Source organism: Pseudoalteromonas sp. 78C3, from assembly GCF_002836695.1.
Lineage (GTDB): Bacteria > Pseudomonadota > Gammaproteobacteria > Enterobacterales > Alteromonadaceae > Pseudoalteromonas > Pseudoalteromonas arctica.
In genome coordinates this window covers 49,203-71,522 of the sequence record NZ_PJAV01000148.1, presented here as the reverse complement: position 1 = coordinate 71,522, position 22,320 = coordinate 49,203, and the positions used below count along the sequence as shown (strand labels likewise).

General features: G+C 38.6%; 15 protein-coding genes. 14 read left to right on the top strand and 1 reads right to left on the bottom strand.

Features of this window, described 5'->3' with window-relative positions; genetic code table 11:
* Positions 1-111: 111 nt before the first annotated feature.
* The gene (locus CXF76_RS12180; protein WP_024589178.1) at positions 112-297 is read right to left on the bottom strand and encodes a hypothetical protein; all 186 of its coding nucleotides are present in this window, start codon (positions 295-297) and stop codon (positions 112-114) included.
* 173 nt (positions 298-470) lie between these two features.
* Between CXF76_RS12180 and CXF76_RS12175 the strand changes: the two genes are divergently transcribed.
* From CXF76_RS12175 to CXF76_RS12110, 14 genes are all read left to right on the top strand, one after another.
* Positions 471-1,256, top strand: coding sequence for a PRC-barrel domain containing protein (locus CXF76_RS12175; protein WP_101163786.1), 786 nt, complete (start codon positions 471-473; stop codon positions 1,254-1,256).
* Positions 1,257-1,543: 287 nt separating this feature from the next.
* The gene (locus tag CXF76_RS12170) at positions 1,544-1,951 is read left to right on the top strand and encodes a hypothetical protein (RefSeq protein WP_024589180.1); all 408 of its coding nucleotides are present in this window, start codon (positions 1,544-1,546) and stop codon (positions 1,949-1,951) included.
* Between the two features lie 100 nt (positions 1,952-2,051).
* A complete protein-coding gene (locus tag CXF76_RS12165) occupies positions 2,052-2,510 on the top strand; it encodes a GAF domain-containing protein (protein ID WP_007586917.1) in 459 nt (152 codons plus the stop codon).
* Complete coding sequence (locus CXF76_RS12160; RefSeq protein WP_002961910.1) at positions 2,510-2,788, top strand: hypothetical protein; 279 nt, start codon at positions 2,510-2,512, stop codon at positions 2,786-2,788. The genes CXF76_RS12165 and CXF76_RS12160 overlap by 1 nt, the downstream gene beginning before the upstream one ends.
* 15 nt (positions 2,789-2,803) lie before the next feature.
* Positions 2,804-3,454 (top strand): RNA chaperone ProQ, encoded by a 651-nt coding sequence (proQ, locus tag CXF76_RS12155; RefSeq protein ID WP_007586916.1) that lies wholly within the window; start codon positions 2,804-2,806, stop codon positions 3,452-3,454.
* Between the two features lie 26 nt (positions 3,455-3,480).
* The gene (prc, locus tag CXF76_RS12150) at positions 3,481-5,505 is read left to right on the top strand and encodes a carboxy terminal-processing peptidase (RefSeq protein ID WP_101163785.1); all 2,025 of its coding nucleotides are present in this window, start codon (positions 3,481-3,483) and stop codon (positions 5,503-5,505) included.
* Between the two features lie 181 nt (positions 5,506-5,686).
* Positions 5,687-7,150 carry a Na+/H+ antiporter NhaC gene (nhaC, locus tag CXF76_RS12145; protein WP_007586912.1) on the top strand — a complete coding sequence of 488 codons (1,464 nt, stop codon included), beginning with the start codon at positions 5,687-5,689 and terminating at the stop codon, positions 7,148-7,150.
* 47 nt (positions 7,151-7,197) lie between these two features.
* On the top strand, positions 7,198-9,792 hold the full coding sequence (gene pepN / locus CXF76_RS12140) for an aminopeptidase N (RefSeq protein WP_101163784.1): 2,595 nt from the start codon (positions 7,198-7,200) through the stop codon (positions 9,790-9,792).
* Positions 9,793-10,014, top strand: coding sequence for a DUF2835 family protein (locus CXF76_RS12135; protein WP_101163783.1), 222 nt, complete (start codon positions 9,793-9,795; stop codon positions 10,012-10,014).
* A 252-nt stretch (positions 10,015-10,266) separates the two neighbouring features.
* Positions 10,267-12,366: a DUF1302 domain-containing protein gene (locus CXF76_RS12130; RefSeq protein ID WP_024607861.1), complete on the top strand. Its 2,100-nt coding sequence runs from the start codon at positions 10,267-10,269 to the stop codon at positions 12,364-12,366.
* Between the two features lie 13 nt (positions 12,367-12,379).
* Complete coding sequence (locus CXF76_RS12125) at positions 12,380-13,744, top strand: DUF1329 domain-containing protein (protein ID WP_101163782.1); 1,365 nt, start codon at positions 12,380-12,382, stop codon at positions 13,742-13,744.
* 126 nt (positions 13,745-13,870) lie between these two features.
* The gene (locus tag CXF76_RS12120; protein ID WP_024589187.1) at positions 13,871-14,866 is read left to right on the top strand and encodes a WD40/YVTN/BNR-like repeat-containing protein; all 996 of its coding nucleotides are present in this window, start codon (positions 13,871-13,873) and stop codon (positions 14,864-14,866) included.
* Positions 14,866-17,187, top strand: coding sequence for an efflux RND transporter permease subunit (locus tag CXF76_RS12115; protein WP_101163781.1), 2,322 nt, complete (start codon positions 14,866-14,868; stop codon positions 17,185-17,187). Before CXF76_RS12120 ends, CXF76_RS12115 begins: the two co-directional genes overlap by 1 nt.
* A 208-nt stretch (positions 17,188-17,395) precedes the next feature.
* Positions 17,396-22,237: an NAD-glutamate dehydrogenase gene (locus CXF76_RS12110; RefSeq protein ID WP_033027177.1), complete on the top strand. Its 4,842-nt coding sequence runs from the start codon at positions 17,396-17,398 to the stop codon at positions 22,235-22,237.
* Positions 22,238-22,320 lie beyond the last annotated feature (83 nt).

Sequence of the window (22,320 nt, the reverse complement as noted above, 5' to 3'; positions counted from 1 at the left end):
TTATCTTAGCTCTCAGATCCAATAAGCAAACAGCAAATATACAATAAGCGATTGCAGAGATTTCATCTGTTTGCATTCGAACTTTTAGCTAGCTTGGTAGGTCGTTGTAATTTATTCATTGTTGATATTATCAAGCGCTTGGCGAACTTCATTCACAATTAAATTTTTTGCCAATTTTTCATCGATATCGGGCACATCCCAGCCAAAAATAGTGCGATATTTCTCAATCAAATTACTGACGTCTTCAATAATATCGTTGCGATGGGCTGCTAACTCTAGTTTTTCTATTTTAGCCATATTCAATTCACCTTAAAATGTATAGATAAATCTAGATTAGCCTTGTATTCATGCTACTTCGGTGCGATAGCGAACAGATTGAATGAGAATATTGCTGCAAGCTTTTAAATATAAACTCTATTAACAAAACAATGATTTATTGTTTGCCATCTTTAACTTGGAGCAAATACGTCATGTTACATACTCTGAATGATTTAAAAAATTTAGCCATTGATGCATCGGATGGAGATATTGGGCTTACCAAAGATTTTTATTTTGATGATAAACACTGGGTGATCAGATATTTGGTGGTTGAAAGTGGCACTTGGCTATTGAGCAAAAAAATATTACTTTCACCTATATCAATTAAAAAGTTGAATCAGAAACCACAGACGCTCACTGTTACAATTTCAAGAAAACAAGTTAAAAATTGCCCTGATATGGATAGCGAAAAGCCAGTTTCTAGGCAGTATGAGCTAGAATACATGCGATATTATGGTTACTCACATTATTGGGATAACACTGATATTTTGGGAGGTGATCCCGGCCCTAATATGATGTCACCTGGTAATTATAGTGTCGCACCAAAGCCTGATAACTTAGATGCACCAGATAATTTCGCAGATGTTGATGCTGCATTATCTCAAGATAATGATCATCATCTACGCAGTAGTAATGCAGTAACGGGTTACAAACTTGATGTCATAGACGGTGATCTAGGTCACTTACAAGGTATGTTGATAGATACCGACACCTGGGAAATTCGTTATTTGATTATTAACACCAGTAATTGGTGGTTGGGTCATCTGGTTTTGATTGCTCCCAAATGGATTAAAGAGGTGAGTTGGCCTACTTCTAAAATTTATGTTGATATGACGCAGCAGCAAGTGAAAGATGCCCCCACTTTTGACCCCTCAGTGCCTTTTAATCTAGAACATGAACAAAATTTGCAAACTCATTATGGTTGTAATGTTGAATAACAATACTACCTTTAAATGAGGTCTTTGATTGGTTTGTTTACGTTATTAAATAAGTATTCTTGTAGTAAGTCGTTTAATTCAACTATTTAATTCGAGAGTGTGGGTTCAAATCCCGACCTCTCGATCCATTAACAAAAAAGTCTAGTGCTTGTCTTTATTAAATTACCGAGCTTATATATTGTATGTTTTATCATCATAAGTTACGACCATAGTCTCTATTTCTAAGCTTTAGATCTTGGTGCATGCTTAATACATTAAAATTTATACTCTGTATTAAGGATTATTAGATGAAACATCAACTCGCAAAAAGCGTCGCGCTTTCATTATTGTCCCCGGTAATTATTGGCAGCTTGTTAGGATTGTATTATGCACTAACGCTACAGGGTGATTTCTTATCCGTATTTTTTCAACTGTTGATGACTGCTATCTCAAATGCACATATTGTAGGCTTAACAATGGCGGCCTTTGTTGTGCCAGGGTATTTACTAATGTTTAAGTATTCTAAAGTTAATTATTCAGGTGTATTAACGCTTGGTTTGTTAGGTGGCGCTATATTTAGTTACTTATTAAGTGCCTCAACTGGCGAGATATTTTTGATTAATAGTGTTATGTCAGCATTTGCAGCCGGACTGTTTTTATTTGGTCTTCGTAAATCGGTAAAAAATAATCGCAGCATTATTGACCAAGCACGCTGATAAACGGTGCGATTTCCTTTTTTTTACCTCCAAAAGGTTCCAATTTTTCACGACAAAGAGTACCTTTAGCTACTGTATGTTTAATAAGAAGTAGTTTGGTATGCAAAAGCACGATTTTTACCAGTCATTAGTTAAGCAAACTGAATCGCTGATAGCTGGTGAATCTAATGTAATTGCCAATTTGGCAAACATAAGCGCGCTGTTATTTACCTCTTTAGAAGATGTAAATTGGGCGGGCTTTTACTTTATGGATTCTCCTACTGAATTAGTACTTGGTCCGTTTCAGGGTAATCCTGCATGCATCCGTATTCCCGTTGGGAAAGGGGTATGTGGGACAGCTGCGGCAACCGCAGAAACACAATTAATTGAAGATGTTCACGCTTTTGACGGCCATATAGCCTGCGATGCAGCGTCTAACTCTGAAGTAGTTGTACCTATCATGAAACATGGTAAAGTATTCGCAGTACTAGACATTGATAGTCCAAGTATTGGTCGATTTGATGCTGATGATAAAGCTGGTCTTGAAGCATTAGTGAAATGCTTAGAGGCGAGCCTGTAATGAAAGATTTGCTAAATGTTCAAGACTACCTATTTGCTGTGCAAGATGTTGGCGACTGGGAAGGCGAAGAAGAGCATGTAGCGGAAACGCTCAATGATTTAATTCATATTGCATGGGATCGTCTTCCAGATGATTCAGAATGTGAATTTATTGATGAAACAATTAATGGTATTTGGGAACACCTTCGGGGTGATATGGCTGTAATAGAAGCCGATTTCGAAGAGTTGGTCGACTGGGTAACACACTACGTCGATTCGTCCCTTGATGAAAAGATGTGAAAAATAGGTTCTAAAATGGAAACCACAAACAAGCTAAAAGATATTAATGAAGTGTTGGAATTTTTATATCAAGAATTCCCACAATGTTTTAAACAAAAAGATGGCATCAAGCCGCTTAAAGTAGGTATTTTTAAAGATATTGCTGAGCGTATTGAAGGGTCTGAAAAAGTAAGTAAGACTCAAGTTCGTCAAGCGCTTAGAAAATACACGTCTAATTGGCGTTATTTAGAAGCTGTGACAAAGTCAGAGTTTCGTATTGATCTTGATGGTAATCAAGGTGAAAAAGTTGAGCAAGAGCATATCGACCATGCACAAAAAGCATTGGAAGAAAGCCGCGCTAAAATGGCAAAACGCAAAAAACAACAGCGTCCTCGCCAAGATTCTGATTCTAAATCTTTCAAGAAAAAACCAGCTCATGCTAGCAAAGCAGGCGATAAAAACGCACCTGCGGCTAACAAACCTGCTAAAGCAGCGCCAGTTAAACGTTCAGGAAAAATTGAACCTTTACCAGCAACTGAGGTCAAGGTTAATAATAAGGTTAAGGTTAAACTTGGCCAAGCACTTGTAAATGCAGTAATCACTGAAGTGAACAAAGATGACGTTCATGTTGAATTAGTGACAGGTATGCAAGTTAAAACCAAAGCTGACAGCTTATACATCGTTTAAGTTGTAAATAAATTAAGGAGTTGTGTATGAGTAAAAAGTTTACGCTCATTCCGTTAGTTGCTGCCCTGTTTTCAGGTTCATTATTTGCTGCTGTAGAAGCCGTTACAATTGACGATTTACCCCAGCTTAAGCAAGAGAGTCAACATGGTACTGCTAGCAAACGAGTGGCTAGCTTATTTGCTCGTTCACACTATACACCGGTTCGATTTAACGATGAGCTTTCTAGTAAAGTGTACGATCGTTATATCGAATCCCTTGATTTTAACAAAAGCGTTTTCTTAGCCAGCGATATCGCTTCTTTTGAGCAATATCGTGATGACTTTGATAACGCTATTACTACCGGTAAATTAGACTTTACGTTTGATATTTTTAACTTAAGTCTTAAACGCCGTTTTGAACGTTACGAGTATTCACTTACTTTACTTGAAAAAGAAATGACGTTTGATAAAGAAGATGAATACTTTTTTGACCGTGAGGATTCAGCATGGCCTGTGTCACAAGCTGAGCTTGATGAAATTTGGCGTGAGCGTGTAAAGTACGACGCACTGCGTTTAAAAATGACGGGTAAAGATTGGGAAGGCATTAAAGAAGTGCTGACCAAACGCTATAAAAATGCAGAAAAACGTTTAGTACAATCTAATTCAGAAGATGCTTTTCAAATTGTTATGAATTCGCTAGCACGCAGTATTGAGGCGCATACGTCTTATTTATCGCCACGTCGAGCAGAGCAATTCAAAATGGATATGGACTTAGAGCTTGAGGGCATTGGTGCCGTACTAAGCCCTGATGAAGACTACACTGTTATTCGCAGCTTAGTGCCGGGAGGCCCTGCAGATAAAACAGATCAAATTAAAGCTGATGACCGCATTATTGGTGTTGCGCAAGATGGCGAAGAATTTGTAGACGTAATTGGCTGGCGTTTAGATGACGTAGTTGATTTAATTAAAGGTCCTAAAGGGACTAAAGTACGTCTACAGTATTTAAAAGGTGTTGACGCTCACGGCGCACCTAAAGTTGTTGAAATCACGCGTGATAAAATTCGACTTGAAGATAGAGCGGCTAAATCAGAAGTATTTGAAGCCAAATACTCTGATTTAACAAGTAAAGTTGGCGTGATTGAAATTCCAGGCTTTTACAATAATCTTTCGAAAGATGTAAAAGCTGAACTGGCTAAGCTTAAAGAAGAAAAAGTTGATGGTATTATTATCGACTTACGCCAAAATGGTGGTGGTTCTTTATATGAAGCAACACAACTGTCTGGTTTGTTTTTTGACCAAGGTCCAGTTGTTCAAATTCATACCTTAAATAACCGTATTGAAGAGCAAAAAGACCGCGATGGTATAACTTATTATGATGGTCCTTTAACTGTTTTAGTTGATCGTTACAGTGCCTCTGCTTCTGAAATATTTGCAGCAGCTATGCAAGATTACGGTCGTGCGGTTATTATTGGCGAACAAACTTTTGGTAAGGGTACTGTGCAGCAGCACAAAGGCTTAGGCCGCGCTTACGATTTATACGATAATGCGCTGGGTAGCGTGCAGTATACAATTGCTAAGTTTTATCGTATTAACGGTGGTAGTACGCAACATAAAGGTGTGATCCCTGACATTTCGTTTCCATCAGCAATCGATCCTGCAGAGTGGGGCGAAAGTAAGCAAGATAATGCACTTCCTTGGGACAGCATTGTTAAAGCGAAATACAAAAAACTAGGTAATCTAACACCTATTATTACGTACCTTGAGAAACAACACGAAGTACGAATTAAATCAGAACCAGAATTTGGTTATGTATTTAATGACATTACCTTATACAACGAAGAGAAAGACCGTAAAACTATCTCTTTAGTTGAAGCTACGCGTATTAAAGAAAAAGATGAAGGTGAAGCACGTGCACTTGTACGTACTAACGAACGTCTTAAGCGTTTAGGTAAAGATCCGGTAGAAAACTTAGACGATTTACCTGAAGTAATTGAAGAGCTTGACCCATTTTTGGAAGAAGCTGCATTAATTACTCAAGATTATATTAATTATGGTCGTATAGCTAAGAAGTAACAATTGGTTTTACCTCTATAAAAAAGGCGCTTTAGCGCCTTTTTTACTACCTAAAATTTACTAAATTGTTATAATCCTTGATTACATAAAGTTGAGCTAGATTTATGACGCTCAATTAATGCGCTTTACGTGCTAAAAATAATAATTAAACACACAGTAAGTGTGTGTAGGAGTCTCTACTTTGAAGCTATTGGATGACAAACCAATCAAGCCCGCCTCGTTTTTTGATGCATTAATTCCTATCTCTGTATTAATTTGTTTACTTGGTGCTGCAGTTTACTTATTTGGTGATAACTCTTCATCAGGCCCTAACCAAATTGCACTTTTATTTGCTACTTTTGCAGCGGCTTTAATTGGGCTTAAAAACGGTTATACATGGAAAAAGTTAGAACAAGCCATGATTGAAGGTATAACGCTTTCGCTTGGCGCTATCCTAATTTTACTTATGGTAGGTGCGTTAATTGGCACTTGGCTACTTTCTGGAACTGTACCAACTTTAATTTATTATGGCTTGCAAGTTATAAATCCAAGTTGGTTTTATGCAGCGAGTTGTTTAATTTGTGGCATTGTAGCTATGAGTATTGGTAGTTCTTGGACTACTGCCGCTACGATAGGTGTTGCTTTATTAGGCGTTGCAACGGGTCTTGGGCTTGAGCAAACAGTTACAGCAGGCGCGGTTATATCTGGCGCGTACTTTGGCGATAAGCTAAGCCCGCTGTCTGAAACAACCAATTTAGCGCCAGCAGTTGTAGGCGCTGATTTATTTGAGCATATTCAACATATGCTGTGGACGACAGTACCAAGTTTTGTAATTGCACTGATTATATTTATATTCATGGGCTTTAACGCAACTGCTTCAAGCGAAGCGGGGCGCATTGATGAAATAACGGCTATTTTACAGCAAAACTTTAATATTGGTTTTGAAATGCTAATCCCGCTAATTGTACTTTTAGTTTTAGCGATTAAAAAAATGCCAGCCTTTCCTGCTATCTCTATCGGTGCTGTTGTGGGCGCTGTTTGGGCCATGTTGTTTCAATCTGATTTAATTGCTAGCCAAATTGATGTTTCTCAAGGGCAGCTAGTTGGCTATTTTAAGCTTGTTTGGACGACGTTTTTTGATGGTTTTAGCATAAGTACAGGCGATGACAAAATGGACTCCCTGCTCAGTGGTGGCGGTATGTCCGGAATGCTTACAACCACATGGCTTATTATGACCGCACTGATGTTTGGTGCCATTATGGAAAAAACAGGCCTTTTGGATATTTTTGTTAAAAGCATACTTAAAATAGCTAAAAGTACGGGATCGTTAATTGCGGCAACAATAGCAACGTGTATTGGTACTAACGTGATAGCGGCCGATCAATATATTGCAATTGTTGTACCTGGTCGTATGTTTAAAGATGAATATGAAAAACGTGGTTTGAAGCCTGTTAACTTATCTCGTACATTGGAAGATGGCGGTACAATTACCAGCCCACTAATTCCATGGAACACGTGTGGCGCATATATGCAAAGCGTTTTACTAATAAATCCTTTTGATTATGCACTCTACGCTTTCTTTAACTTAATTAACCCTGTTTTAGCGGTGGTTTATGCCTACTTGGGCATTAAAATTTTACGTATTAAGCCAAAACAATCCGCCTAATTTTAAACAGCTCCTTTTAACTTAAAAGGAGCTGTTTTGGAGTATCTATGACTGAATCAAGTAAACCTCAAGCACAATATCTTAAAGACTATAAAGCTCCTGATTTTTTAATTGACCACACAGAGCTAACCTTTGACTTACAGCCATTATCAACCAAAGTAAGCTCTTTGCTAACGCTTACGCGTGTTGGTGATAAAAAAGCACCTTTAGTGCTTGATGGTATTGATTTACGCTTACTGTCTTTATCTATTGATACGGTTGATATAACTGATTATGAAATTATTGGCGAGCAGCTAATAATTAATAACCTACCGGATAGTTGCCAATTAAGTATTGTGACCGAGATATCGCCTGAGACGAATACTTCTCTAGAGGGTTTGTATTTATCTGGCGGTGCGTATTGTACACAGTGTGAAGCGCAGGGTTTTAGAAAGATCACCTATTACATGGATCGCCCTGATGTACTTGCCACGTTTGATGTAACTATTATTGCCGATAAAAAGTATCTACAACTTCTTTCTAATGGTAATCAAGTAGACAGTGGTGAAACACAAGATGGTCGTCATTTTGTGAAATGGCAAGACCCATTTAAAAAGCCGAGCTATTTATTTGCACTTGTAGCGGGCGATTTTGATGTTTTAAAAGATACGTACACGACTAAAAGCGGCAGAGATGTAGAATTAGCATTGTTTGTTGATAAAGGTAATTTATCTAAAACACCCCATGCTATTGCCTCACTCAAAAAGGCAATGCAGTGGGATGAAGAACGCTTTAATTTAGAGTATGACCTTGATATTTATATGATTGTAGCCGTCGACTTTTTCAACATGGGCGCGATGGAAAATAAAGGGCTAAACGTTTTTAATAGTAAATGCGTATTAGCCAATCAAGAAACAGCCACAGATAAAGACTACCATACGATTGAATCCATTGTAGGGCATGAGTACTTTCATAACTGGACAGGTAACCGAGTTACTTGTAGAGATTGGTTTCAGTTATCGCTAAAAGAAGGGTTAACTGTATTTAGAGACCAAGAGTTCAGTAGTGATTTAGGCTCTCGTGCACTTAACCGAATTGATGCGGTCAAAGTTATGCGTACGCATCAGTTTAGCGAAGATGCAGGCCCTATGGCTCACCCAATTCGCCCTGAGAAAGTTATTGAAATGAATAACTTTTATACAGTAACTGTATACGATAAAGGTGCTGAAGTTATCCGTATGATGCACACATTACTGGGTGAAACTAACTTTCAAAAAGGGATGACGCTTTACTTTGAGCGCCACGATGGGCAAGCAGTTACATGTGATGACTTTGTAAGTGCAATGAGCGATGCATCAGGTGTTAATTTAGAGCAATTTAAACAATGGTACAGCCAATCAGGTACACCGCGTTTAAATGCAATTCAAGAATTTGATAGCAGCTCAAATACGTACACTTTGACAATCGAGCAAGCAGCGCCGGCTAATCAGCCAGAGAATAAACCGCTTCATATACCTTTTGCTATTGAACTACTTGATGCCAATGGGCAAAGTATTGCTCTGCAATATAAAGGTAAAAAGCTAGATTATGTACTTGATGTAACAAATACGACTCAAACATTTAGCTTTGACAATATTTTAGAAAAGCCTGTTGCGGTTTTACTCGAAGACTTTTCTGCTCCTTGTATTTTAAACCAGCAAACAACAGAGCCCGAACTATTGCATATTATGCGTTTTGCGCGCAGTGATTTTTCACGTTGGGATGCACAACAGCAGCTATTCATTAAGGCGATTAAATCTCAAATCACCGATGCAACGAATAGCGTATTAAGCAGCGAAATTATAAATGCGCTACGTGTACTTATAAACACCAAAGAGGGCGATTTAGCTTTAATTGCAGAGCTGTTTAAATTGCCGAGTTTTGACACGTTAGCTGCTGAATTTGATGTAATACCTGTAGATGACATTATTGAAATAACAGAAAAGTTTGAGCAACACATTGCTGATGAACTTGCTGATGAGCTTCTTAGTTGTTACGAATCTCTTGAAGATGATGGCAGTATAAGTGCAAGCGCTGTTGCGAATCGTGCTTTAAAGCAAATATGTCTGCACTACCTTGCTAAAACACAAAGCCCAGAAGCTGTAACCTTTATTAAAGAAGCTGCAAGCTCGACTAATATGACTAATGTACTTGGTGCCCTAAGCGCTGTGGTAAAAGCTTCACACCCTGTTAGAGACGAGCTTTTGAGTCATTTTGATAGTCAGTGGCGTCATGATGTTTTAGTCATGGATAAGTGGTTTGCACTGCAAGCTATGCAATCAGGCAGTACTGCTATAGATGATATTAAGGCACTTTACGAACACCCGTGTTTTGATTTTTCAAATCCTAACCGTGTACGTGCACTTGTAGGAAGTTTTAGCCACTTTAATACAGCACAATTTCATCGAGCAGATGCTCAAGGCTATGCGTTATTAGGTGATTTATTAATAAAACTTAATGCAATTAATCCACAAAATGCATCTCGTATGTTAACACCGTTTATGTCGTGGAAGCGTTACGATGATGTACGCTCACAAGCAATGAGACTGCAATTACAACGCTTAGCCAACTTAGATGGCCTAAGTGCTGACTTGTATGAAAAGGTTGAAAAAGCGCTCGCATAAATGATTGAGTATTATTTTATCTTGAGATTGAGCTATAACGAGTGCATGGATTACTACCATGGCCGTTTTAGCTCTTTACAAGTTGTAGAGGATGGCGGTAAAACAATTCGTTTTGCTGCTACGCATTTGAGGCCCTTCATTTCGAGCTTGGGTGTACGTGGCCGTTTTAGACTCTTATTAACCCCCGAAAACAAGTTCATCCGCCTAGAGCGAGTGGCCTGACACTCGGTTTTTATGTTATATATACATAAAAATATTGTATTTTTGTTAATTTCAATTTGTCCTATTGTTAAATTACGTGTATAAATTATCTGGTACGACGTCTTACCAATACGTAAGCGTTAACCAGAATAAAAAGTATATGACAGATTAAAGCGAGTATTTGTAATTTCACTGATTCGCTTCTATCGTTATGATTACACTAAAAACAATAACTTGATCACACAAAATGACCCGCGACAGGGGGGAACCAAAATGATAAGAAGATCGCTTTTTGTTAAAAATAGAATCGCTATAGGTTTAGCAGCCGCTAGCTTAGGTTTATCTGCAGCAAGTACTCAAGCTGTAACATTTGAAGCTGGAGGTTTTGATATTACCTTCGATTCAACCTTTTCATATGGGCAAAGTGTTCGCGTAGAAGATAGAGACTTTAACCTAATTGGTAAAAGTAATAATCCAGCATTTGATTGGACAGGATACAACCCAGCGCTAAACAACACTATTTACTCATCTCAAGATGTATGGGCTCAACCTGGGTCTTATTCAAATAACGGTGACGCGGGTAATTTAAATTTTGATAGTGGTGACTCATTCTCAAAACTATTGAAGGGCACACACGACCTTTCAATAAATAAAGATAACTACGGTTTATTCACTCGCTTCATGTATTTTTATGACTTTGCGTTGATGGATGGTTATCACGCTTATTCAAATCCTACATCAGGGCAGGGTGTCGATCCATGTGACGATAAAGACACCAAAGCACAAAGTTGTGCCGACATACGTTTATTAGACGCGTTTGTATGGGCCGATTTTGATTTAAATGATGGTAATAACCCTTTATCTGTCCGTTTAGGCCAGCAAGTAGTTAACTGGGGTGAAAGTACGCTTATATCTCATGGTATTAACGTAAACCCAGTTGATATAGATCGATTAAAAGCACCTGGCGCTGAGCTAAAAGAAGCATTTATACCAATCGGTATGCTTTGGGCATCGCTCGGAATTACTGAGAATATTACGCTTGAAGGTTTCTACCAATATCAATGGCAAGAAACACGTTTACCAGCAGCAGGTACATACTTTTCTACTAATGACTTTGCAGCAGAAAATGGTTATCAGCAGAATGTTCAATTAGGTTTTACGTCTAATCCTGATATTGATGTGGCTTTCTTAACAGATAGTTTGAATAACCTAACATCTGATTTTGCATTAGCAGCAGCTGCTCGAGGTATTGATCCTTCAAGTGCTGAAGGGAGTGCTTTATTAGCCCAAATGTATCTTGCTTACCCAACTAAGGTTGCGTTAAAAGGTAAAGGAGATAATGGTAAAAATGAACCTGAAGATGGCGGACAGTACGGTTTACGTTTAGGTATATTTTTACCTGAATTTAATGATACTGAAATTGCGTTATACCACGTGAACTACCATAGTCGTCGTCCACTTATATCTGGTCGTGTATCAAACTTTTCACAGGCAGCAATTGCTCAAGATTTAGCGATGATCATGACAACAGAAATTACGTCAGATAATGTTGCTGATTTAACGGCCTTCTCAAAAGCTGAAAACGACTACCCAGAAGATATTAAACTATATGGTTTAAGTTTTAACACAACTATTGGTGAAACAGCCTTTGCGGGTGAGTTTGCGTTTCGTCAAGATGAACCACTGCAAATTGATGACGTAGAGTTACTTTACACAGCTATGCCGGAGCAGTTAGCGCTTGCAGGTCTTCGTCCTGATTTTGCAGGTATCTCGCAAATGAGTTTTGGCGATGATATTAGCTCTGTTGGTGCGGGTGAAGTTGCTCAAGGCTATATAGAACGTGATACATCACAAATTCAATTCACGGCTACTCACTTATTTGGACCTTCATTAGGTGCCGATAGTTGGGCTGTTGTTGGTGAAGTGGGTGCTGTAAAAATTCATAACATGCCAGAATATGACGAAATGCGTTTAAATGTATCGGGTACTGGCCGTAGTGGCACAATTACAGGCCCTGGTACTACTGATTACTCAACATTGCAACTTGGTTTATCAAATGGCGCTGAAGAAAAATCATTTGCTACTGCGTCTTCTTGGGGTTACCGCTTAATTGCTAAAGGTGATTATTTTAACCTTTACAAAGGTATTAACTTCTCTCCACGTTTTGTATTTTCTCATGACGTAAATGGTAATACACCAGACCCTATGTTCTTATTTATTGAAGACCGTAAATCTTTAGGTGCAACCATGAACTTTAACTACCAAAATGCGTGGTCACTTGATGTGAGCTATAACTCGTTTTGGGGCGGCGGCGATATTAATACTTTCTCAGATCGCGATTACGTTTCTTTTAACTTAAAATATTCTATTTAGGGGTAACATTATTATGATTAAAAAACCTACCCTCATCGCTACAGCTTTTTGTAGCTTGTTTGCAAGCAGCGCAGCTTTAGCTAAATTAAACGCTGATGAAGTTGCTCAATTAGGTCAAAACTTAACGCCAATGGGCGCAGAAAAAGCAGCTAATGCTGATGGCTCTATTCCAGCATGGAATAATGGCATTACTTCTGCCCCAGCAGGTTATGAAGCTGGTATGCATCACCTTGACCCATTTACAGCTGATAAAGTGCTTTTCACTATTGATAAAAGTAATATTGAAAAGTACAAAACCAATTTAAGTCCGGGTCAAATTGCTTTATTTGAAGCATACCCAGACACATTTAAAATGCCAGTATATGAAACACGTCGTTCTGCTTCTTACCCTCAGTTCGTGTATGATGCGACTAAAAAGTTTGCACCGACTGCTGAATTAATTGAAGGCGGTAACGGTATTAAAAATACGGCGATTGGTATTCCTTTCCCTATTCCTAAAACGGGTTTAGAGGCAATTTGGAATCACTTATTACGTTACCGTGGCCAGTCTATTGAGCGTTTTGGTGGTCAAGCTGCACCGACTGCATCTGGTTCTTATAACTATGTTGGCTTTGATGAGCAGTTATTAGTTAAATACTCAGACCCAAGCGCAACACCAGCAGAGCTGCAAGACTCAAATATTTTGTTTAAGTTTAAACAAAGCGTTACAGAGCCTGCTCGTTTAGCGGGTACTGCATTATTAGTTCATGAAACAATGGATCAAATACTAACGCCGCGCCAAGCATGGACCTACAACTCGGGACAACGTCGCGTTCGTCGTGCACCTAATGTTGCATATGATGCACCAGGCACAGCTGCAGATAGCCTGCGTACTACCGATGATTTTGATATGTTTAATGGCTCGCCAAATCGTTACAATTGGACACTAAAAGGTAAGCAAGAGTTATATATACCTTATAACAGCTATAAACTTCATAGCGATAAGCTAGAGTACGATGATATTTTAATGCCTGGCCATATTAACCCAGAACATACACGTTACGAAAAACACCGTGTTTGGGTTGTTGAAGCTAACTTAAAAGATGATACACGTCATATCTATAAAAAACGTGTGTTTTACATCGATGAAGATAGCTGGCAAGTACAGGTTACTGATATTTATGATAACCGCGACCAACTTTACCGTGTAGCAATGGCTTATGGCCTTAATTACTATGAAGTACCTACACAGTGGAGTACGCTTGAGGTTTATCATGATTTGAATTCTCGTCGTTATTTAGCAATTGGTTTAGATAACCAAGAAAAAATGTACGATTTTTCACAGTCATTTAACGATAACGAATTTACTTCAAGCGCTTTACGTCGCGCAGGTAGATAGTATTAAACTAGGCACTTAACAATTTGTTAAGTGCCTTTTCCTTTCTCATCGCGTTTGTCTTACAGCGCGCAACGCTTTCCCCAGTAAAAAGACAAACAACTCTCTCGTACAAGGCGATTAAAATTTATGAAGTATTTGGTATATGCCAGCCTGATAATAAGCGGTGCGAGTGTTGCACAAGAAGCCCCTAACAATGCAATCAGTGCAACAAATGCAGCTAAAACCTTACTCACCGACATAACCAACACGGGCAATGGTCTAATTGCAGTAGGTAAACACGGTACTGTTATTAAAAGTATCTCGGGTGATAAATGGCAACAAGCTGAGCTAGTCCCAACTCAAGTGCTATTGACTGCCGTTGATTTTAGTAATGAAAATAATGGATGGGCGTGTGGCCACGATGCAACAATAATAAATACTACTGACGGTGGTGTTAATTGGCAACTACAACAAGCACAACCAAAATTAGACAAACCATGTTTAGATATTCTATTTGAAGATGATTTAAAAGGTTTTGCAGTGGGCGCATATGGCATGTTTTATCAAACCACCGATGGTGGTAAACATTGGCAAAAACGCTTTTTAGATTCGCTATTATTTAGTGATGATCGTGATTACTTGAACGATTTAAAAGAAAATGACCCCGAAGGATACGAAGCCGAAACTGCTTCAATTTTACCGCACTTTAATCGGATCGAAAAAACAGATAATGGTTTAATGCTGGTTGGTGAGATGGGCTTGATGGCCAGAAGCATTGATGATGGTCAAACTTGGCAAAGGATAGAAGAAATTTATCCTGGTTCATTCTTTGCAGTTGCATCAGATAGCACACAAGAAATTGTGGCAGGGCTTCGAGGTAATGTTTTTGCAAAGCAAAATGGTGAACAGCAGTGGCAGCATTTCGAAAATGTTAAAACAGCGACGATCAACAACATCATTAATTATAATAACAAACAATGGCTTATGCTTGCCAACAGTGGCGTTATTTTTCATCTTCAAGATGGGTTACTCACCCATGAGCAGCTTGCTGACGGTAAAGCGATTCTTGATGGTGTAATTTTAGATAACAAGCTGATCATGGCTACAGAAGATGGCATTAAAGTGAAGGAGTTAACCCCTTAATGCATAAACTACTCGATTTTATTGAAAAGGCGATTTTTAGACATCGCTTAATTATGCTTATAAGTTTTGCACTTATAACCTGTTTACTTGTATTCAAAGCGACTCAAATTCAATTAGATGCATCGTTTAATAAAAATATTCCTTTAAACCACGATTATATGAAAGTGTATACCAAGCATGAAAAGCAGTTTGGTGGTGCAAACAGTATTTTGATTTCAGTGTGTGATGACAGTGGTGATATATTTAATCCAGAGTTCTTTACTCAATTAAAAGCGGTTCACGATCAGCTTTATTTCATTCCTGGCGTAAATCGTCCATTAGTTAACTCAATATTTTCACCCAGTGCTCGTTTTGTTGAAGTAGTGGAGGATGGCTTTGCCGGTGGCCCAATTATTCCTGCTAACTTTAAAGCAGATAAGCGTGGTTTAGGTGTAGTAAAGGAAAACATTGAAAAAGCAAAAGTTGTAGGACGTATGATTGCCAGCGATTATTCGTGTGCAATGGTAACTGCTCAACTTTTAGAAACTGATCCTCAAACACAACAAAAATTAGACACATTAGCTTTTGCACAAAAGCTAGAAAGTGATTTAAGAGAGCCTTTAAGTACGGACAAAGTAAGTATTCATATTATTGGCTTTGCAAAAATGGCTGGTGATATAGCTGAAGGTGCAAAAGGGGTGGTTGTATTTTTTGCCATTGCTATCGCTTTTACCTTTATTATGGTTTGGCTATTTTGTGGCAGTTTAAAGCTGACTATTTTGCCTATCGCATGTTCCATTATTGCTGTTATTTGGCAATTAGGCCTGCTTTCAAGTTTAGGTTTTGGCCTTGACCCTATGTCTATTTTGGTACCGTTTTTAGTATTTGCTATTGGTGTAAGCCATGGTGTGCAGATGATAAATGCGATTGGTAAAAAAGTAGGTGAAGGTAAAACAACACGTATTTGTTGTCAGTCAAGTTTTAGGGCTTTATTAGTGCCAGGCGGTATTGCACTGCTTTCAGACACCGTAGGCTTTTTAACATTACTTACCATCGATATTGGTATTATCCGTGAACTTGCCATTACAGCGAGTTTAGGTGTAGCAGTAATTATATTTACTAATTTAATCTTATTGCCAGTTTGGGCTTCGTACATGAACTTTGAAAACAGTGTACATATTCAATCTGGTGATGCAGCAAAACCAAACATGCTCGATAAAATCCGCGACTTACTTGTTAAAGCGACTGATCCTAAAGTAGCTAAAATGATTATTGGTTTTACCCTTGTTCTATTTGCTTTAGGTTACTGGCAAGCAGATAAAATGCGTATAGGTGACTTACATGCAGGCGCGCCATCACTGCATCAAGATGCTCGTTATAATCAAGACACGTTTTTAATATCAGACAAGTACACTATCTCGTCTGATATCTTAAAGGTAATTGTAGAAGCGTATCCTGCAGCATGTACTGAGCATGATGTGATGGAGCGTATAAGCCGTTTTCAATACAAAGTAGAGAATGTAGCAGGTGTGCAGTCTGCTGTAAGTTTGAGCTCTGTAGCTCAATCGGTTAACGCAGGCTACAACGAAGGCAATTTGAAATGGCAAAGCTTGCCACGAAATTCAGCAAGTTTAGTGCAGTCAACGTCTCGAGTTGAAACTAGTACAGGTTTACTTAACGGTGATTGTTCAGTTATGCCAGTGATTATATTTTTAGATGATCATAAAGCACAAACTATAGATACTGTAGTTAAGAGTGTTAAGCAATTTGCGCAAGAAGAGGGCACTGATAAATTAGCATTTAAACTAGCGTCAGGACCTGTTGGTGTAATGGCAGCGACTAATGAGTCAGTTGCAGAAGCGCAAATACCAATGATGCTTTATGTTTATGGTGCCGTTATCATCTTATGTTTAATGAGCTTTAGAAGCGTAAAAGCAACGATTGCTGTGGTATTGCCGCTTTATATCGTATCAACACTTGCACAAGCACTTATGGTGCAATTAGAAATAGGCTTAACGGTTTCTACACTACCTGTAATCGCCTTAGGTGTAGGTATCGGTGTCGATTATGGTATTTATATACTGTCGTCGATGATGGGGCAGCTTAAGCAAAACGTACCATTAAGTGTTGCTTATCGAAATGCGCTTGTTGAACGTGGAAGTGCGGTTCTATTTACCGGTATTACACTTGCGATTGGTGTGAGTACGTGGATATTCTCAGATCTTAAATTCCAAGTTGATATGGGTATACTGTTAACCTTCATGTTTTTAGTAAATATGTTAGGTGCAGTGTTGTTATTACCCGCTATTGGTAGCCTTCTCTGGACTGACCAGAAAAAATAATGTGAATAATTTTGCTCCTAAATGGCCTGTAAAGGCCATTTATATCTACAATTTGTGAATAGATGACCAAATAGCTGAAATGCTTAAAATGTTTTCATCGAAAAGGCTGTTTATTAGCTGTAAAAGGGTTAGAATTTAATTGACTCCACGCTAATGAATAGCTGTACAAATTCCTGCTCCTGAGCAGTAATAGATTAAGGAACATACAATGACACGAAATGAAGGCCAAGCCTCGGTTATCCTAGATAATGTCTGTAAGCTGATCCAGAAAAAAGTTCGCGCTGATAATGTGTTACTCGTTGAGAAATTCGCCAAAGCCTTGTACAGCAATATGTCTAAAGAGGATTTGGCAAACCGCAACGATAGTGACCTATATGGCGCAGCATTAAGCCTTTGGAACTCGCTAGAAAAAAATACTACCGACGACGCTGTTATCCGCGTTTTCAACCCTGAAGTGGCAAAAGATGGCTGGCAGTCATCACATACAATCGTAGAGATTATTACTAAAGACATGCCGTTTTTAGTTGATTCTGTTCGTATGGCCATGACTCGTGAAAATATCGCCTCTCACTTATTACTTCACTGCCCATTAAAAATTAAGCGCGATGAAAACGCTAAAATTTCTGGATTATCAAATTTAAAAGCAGAGCAAGAATCCTCATCTACTAAAACAGTATTTTTTATTGAAATTGACCGTCAAACAGATTCTTCTGTGATTGAGTCTTTCAAGAAAGAGTTAGAGTCGGTTCTTGTTGATGTGTCAGTTGCTGTTGATGATTGGCAGCCAATTCGTAAAAAATTGATTGCAGTAACCAAAGAGTTACCTAAACGTCATCACAATAAAACGACAGAAGAAGTTTCAGAAACAACTGAGTTTTTAGATTGGTTAGCGAAAGATAACTTTACTCTAATGGGTTACCGTGAATATGAGCTAAGCCCAGTTCAAGGTGATTACCAATTAAAAGGTAAAATGGAATCAAGCCTTGGCTTGATGAAAAACTCTACTGAAGAACACACACGATTATTATCAGAATTACCAGAAGTTGCCCGCCAAGAAGCACGCAGCAGCAACCTACTGATCCTAACAAAAACTAACTCTGTTTCTCGCGTTCACCGTCCAGCTTACATTGATTACGTAGGTATTAAGCGTTTTGACGATGAAGGCAATGTAATTGGTGAAGACCGCTTTATTGGTTTGTTCTCATCAAGCTTTTACAATAACAGTGCTACTGATGTGCCTGTTTTAAAAAGTAAAATTAACCGCATTATGGAAATGTGTGATTTTGCTAAAGGTACACACGCTTACAAAGCTGTTTTAAATATTTTAGAAACCTACCCACGTGACGAACTAGTTCAAGCGCGCGAAAGTGAGCTACTTGAAGTTGCTATGGGTGTTTTACAAGTACAAGAGCGCGATATGTGTCGCTTGTTTGTACGTAAAGATGCGTATGGTCGCTTTTTATCTTGCATGGTTTATGTTCCTCGCGAACGCTATAACACGGCTCTTCGTCGTGAAACGCAAGATATATTAGCTAATGCATTTAATTCTGACGATAAAGTCGAATTTACTACTTATTTCTCTGAGTCAACACTGGCGCGTACTCATTACACCGTTCGTGTGACCGACAACAAGATCGAATATAACGTGAAAGACATCGAAAACAATTTAGTAGAAGCTGCACGTACGTGGGAAGATAAACTTCAATCTGCACTTTTAGAGTCTGCGGGTGAAGCACGTGGTAACGATTTAAATCGTAAATACTGTAATGCGTTTGCACGCTCATACAAAGACGAAGTGCTTCCAAGTGCTGCGGTTGTTGATATCGAAAAATTAGAACTACTTAGCGATGAAAACAAGCTAGAAATGCTGTTTTACCGTCCTCAAGAAGAAGCAAACAGTAATATTGTACGATTAAGCTTATTCCATAAAGATGAGCCAATTCACTTATCTGATGTTATGCCAATGCTTGAAAACTTTGGTCTGCGCGTTGTTGGTGAAACACCATATTCAGTTAAAACTAGCGATGGTCGTATTAACTGGATCATGGACTTCTCGATGCTTATTGACAGCAAAGGGATGGCAGATTTTGATAAAATTTCAGCACGTTTTCGCGCTGCGTTAACAAATGTGTGGGGCAACCGCCTTGAAAATGATGGTTTTAACCGTTTAGTGTTAATGGGTGGCCTAACTGGCCGCGAAGCCTCTATTTTACGTGCTTACGCTAAGTACATGCGTCAAATTGGTGTAACGTTCTCACAAAGTTACATTGAAAGCACATTTGCAAATTATCCAAACATTGCAGCGCAAATTGTTAATTTATTTGCTAAAAAGTTCTCAGTTAAGAGCCCAGCAAGTGCTAAAACACTTGAAAAGTTAAGTACGCAAATTTACTTAGAACTTGAAAATGTAGCAAACCTTGATGATGACCGTATTATACGTTTATACGTAGATATGATTGTTGCGACGCTACGTACTAACTATTTCCAAAAAGATGATGCAGGTCAGTTTAAGTCGTATGTCTCGTTTAAAATACAGCCTAGCTTAATTCCTGATGTACCACTTCCACTTCCTGCGTTTGAGATTTTTGTTTATTCTCCGCGCGTTGAAGGTGTGCATTTACGTTACGGTAAAGTAGCGCGTGGTGGTCTGCGTTGGTCTGACCGTCGTGAAGACTTCCGTACTGAAGTACTTGGCTTAGTTAAAGCGCAACAAGTTAAAAATACAGTAATTGTACCTGTTGGTTCTAAAGGTGGTTTTGTATGTAAACAATTACCTAGTGAGCGCGAAGCGTTTATAAAAGAAGGCCAAGAGTGTTACAAAATCTTTATCCGTGGTCTTCTAGATATTACAGATAACATAGAGCGCGGTGAAGTAGTGCCAGCTCGTGATGTTGTTCGCCACGATGAAGATGATGCTTACTTAGTGGTTGCAGCCGATAAAGGAACCGCTACTTTCTCTGATATCGCAAACGGCATAGCTAATGAATACAATTTCTGGCTAGGCGATGCATTCGCATCAGGTGGCTCCGTTGGTTACGATCATAAGAAAATGGGTATTACAGCTAAAGGCGCATGGGAGTCAGTTAAACGACATTTCCGTGAAATGGATATCGATTGTCAAACGACTGACTTTACAGTGGTAGCTATAGGCGATATGGCTGGTGATGTATTTGGTAATGGTATGTTGTTATCTAAGCATATTCGTTTACAAGTTGCCTTTAACCATATGCACATTTTTGTTGATCCTAACCCAGATGCTGCTACTTCTTACCCAGAGCGCGAACGTTTATTTAATATGCCGCGTTCATCTTGGGAAGATTATAATAAAGAGTTAATTTCTGCCGGTGGTGGTGTTTTCTCTCGTGCCGCTAAATCAATTACGCTTAGCCCAGAAATGAAAAAAATGTTGGGCACTAAAAAAGCAAGTATGACCCCAAACGAGTTAATGAAAGCTTCATTGATGATGGAGTTCGATTTACTGTGGAATGGCGGTATTGGTACATACATTAAAAACTCTAAAGAAACTGATGCAGATGTAGGGGATCGTGCAAACGATGCACTACGTATCAATGGTAGAGATTTAGGCGCTAAAATAATTGGTGAGGGCGGTAACTTAGGTGCAACTCAATTAGGTCGTGTTGAATTTGCAGCTAAGGGTGGTCGTGTTAATACTGACTTTATTGATAACGTAGGGGGCGTTGCCTGTTCAGATAACGAAGTTAACATTAAGATTTTACTTAATGGCTTGGTTGCTGAAGGTGACTTAACACGTAAACAACGTGATGAGCTACTTTACTCAATGACAGATGAAGTATCTGAATTAGTATTAAAAGACTGTTACCGTCAAACACATACTATTTCAATTACGCAGTCTAAAGGTACTTCAACGCTTAAAGAAAAGATTCGCTTTATTCATGCACTTGAAAAAGATGGCAAGTTAAACCGTGCTATTGAGTTCATTCCAAGTGATGAAGAATTGGCAGAACGTGCAGCCGCAGGTAAAGACTTAACTCGCCCTGAGCTTTCAGTGCTAGTGTCTTACGCAAAAATGGTATTAAAAGAGTCTTTAGTAAGTGATGAAATTACTGAAAACCCTTACTATCGTCAATTGCTTGTGAAGTCATTCCCACGTCCTCTACGTGAGAAGTTTAACGATGCGATGAACAACCATCCACTTCGTAAAGAAATTATTGCAACTAAACTTGCTAACAGTATCGTTAATGATATGGGTTTAAACTTCATGGTACGTATGCATGAAGAAACCGGTGCCAACGAAGCTGAAATTGCAATGTGTTACTCAATTGCTAGCGAAATATTTGAAATGCGCGATACATGGTCTTCTATCAGCGCACTGGATAATAAAATACCAGCAGCGGTACAAACTGAAATGCTTTACCAACTTCGTCGTACTGTTCGCCGTACTACGCGTTGGTTCTTACGTCATCGTAATAAGTCACAAACGATTGAACAAGGAATTGAATTCTTTGCGCCAACATTTAAAGATTTAAGCGATAATTTAAATACGTACATGATTGAAAAAGAAAATGACCGTATTGTAATTGAAGCTAATAAGTTAATTGATGCCGGCGTTCCTGCAGATATAGCTAAGCGTATTGTTTCGTTATCAAGCTTATTCTCTGTGATGGATTTAGCTGAAGTTGCTAATAATTCAGGTAAGAGTATTTCGATGGTATCGAATACTTACTTTAAACTAGGCGCAAGAATGGGTCTACATTGGTTCTTAGAGCAAATAACTAAGCAACCAGTAGCAAATCATTGGCAAGCACTTGCTCGTTCATCTTACCGTGAAGAGCTTGATTGGCAGCAACGTACGTTATCTGAAGTGGTGCTAAATAGCTTTGAAGGTGACGAGAGCGATGTTGATAGTCAAATAGATGAGTGGATGGATAGTCAAGATTTATTACTTCAGCGTTGGAAGCAAATGTTGGCTGAGTTTAAAACATCACAAAGCCACGACTTTGCTAAGTTCTCAGTTGCACTTCGTGAACTTATGTTATTAAGTCACAACTGTGATACATCAGGAAAATAATTTAGCTTTAATCAGTTATTTGTTTAGTAAATAAATAACTGATTGTTAAAATTGTTATACAATACCTCAGCCTTGTCTGAGGT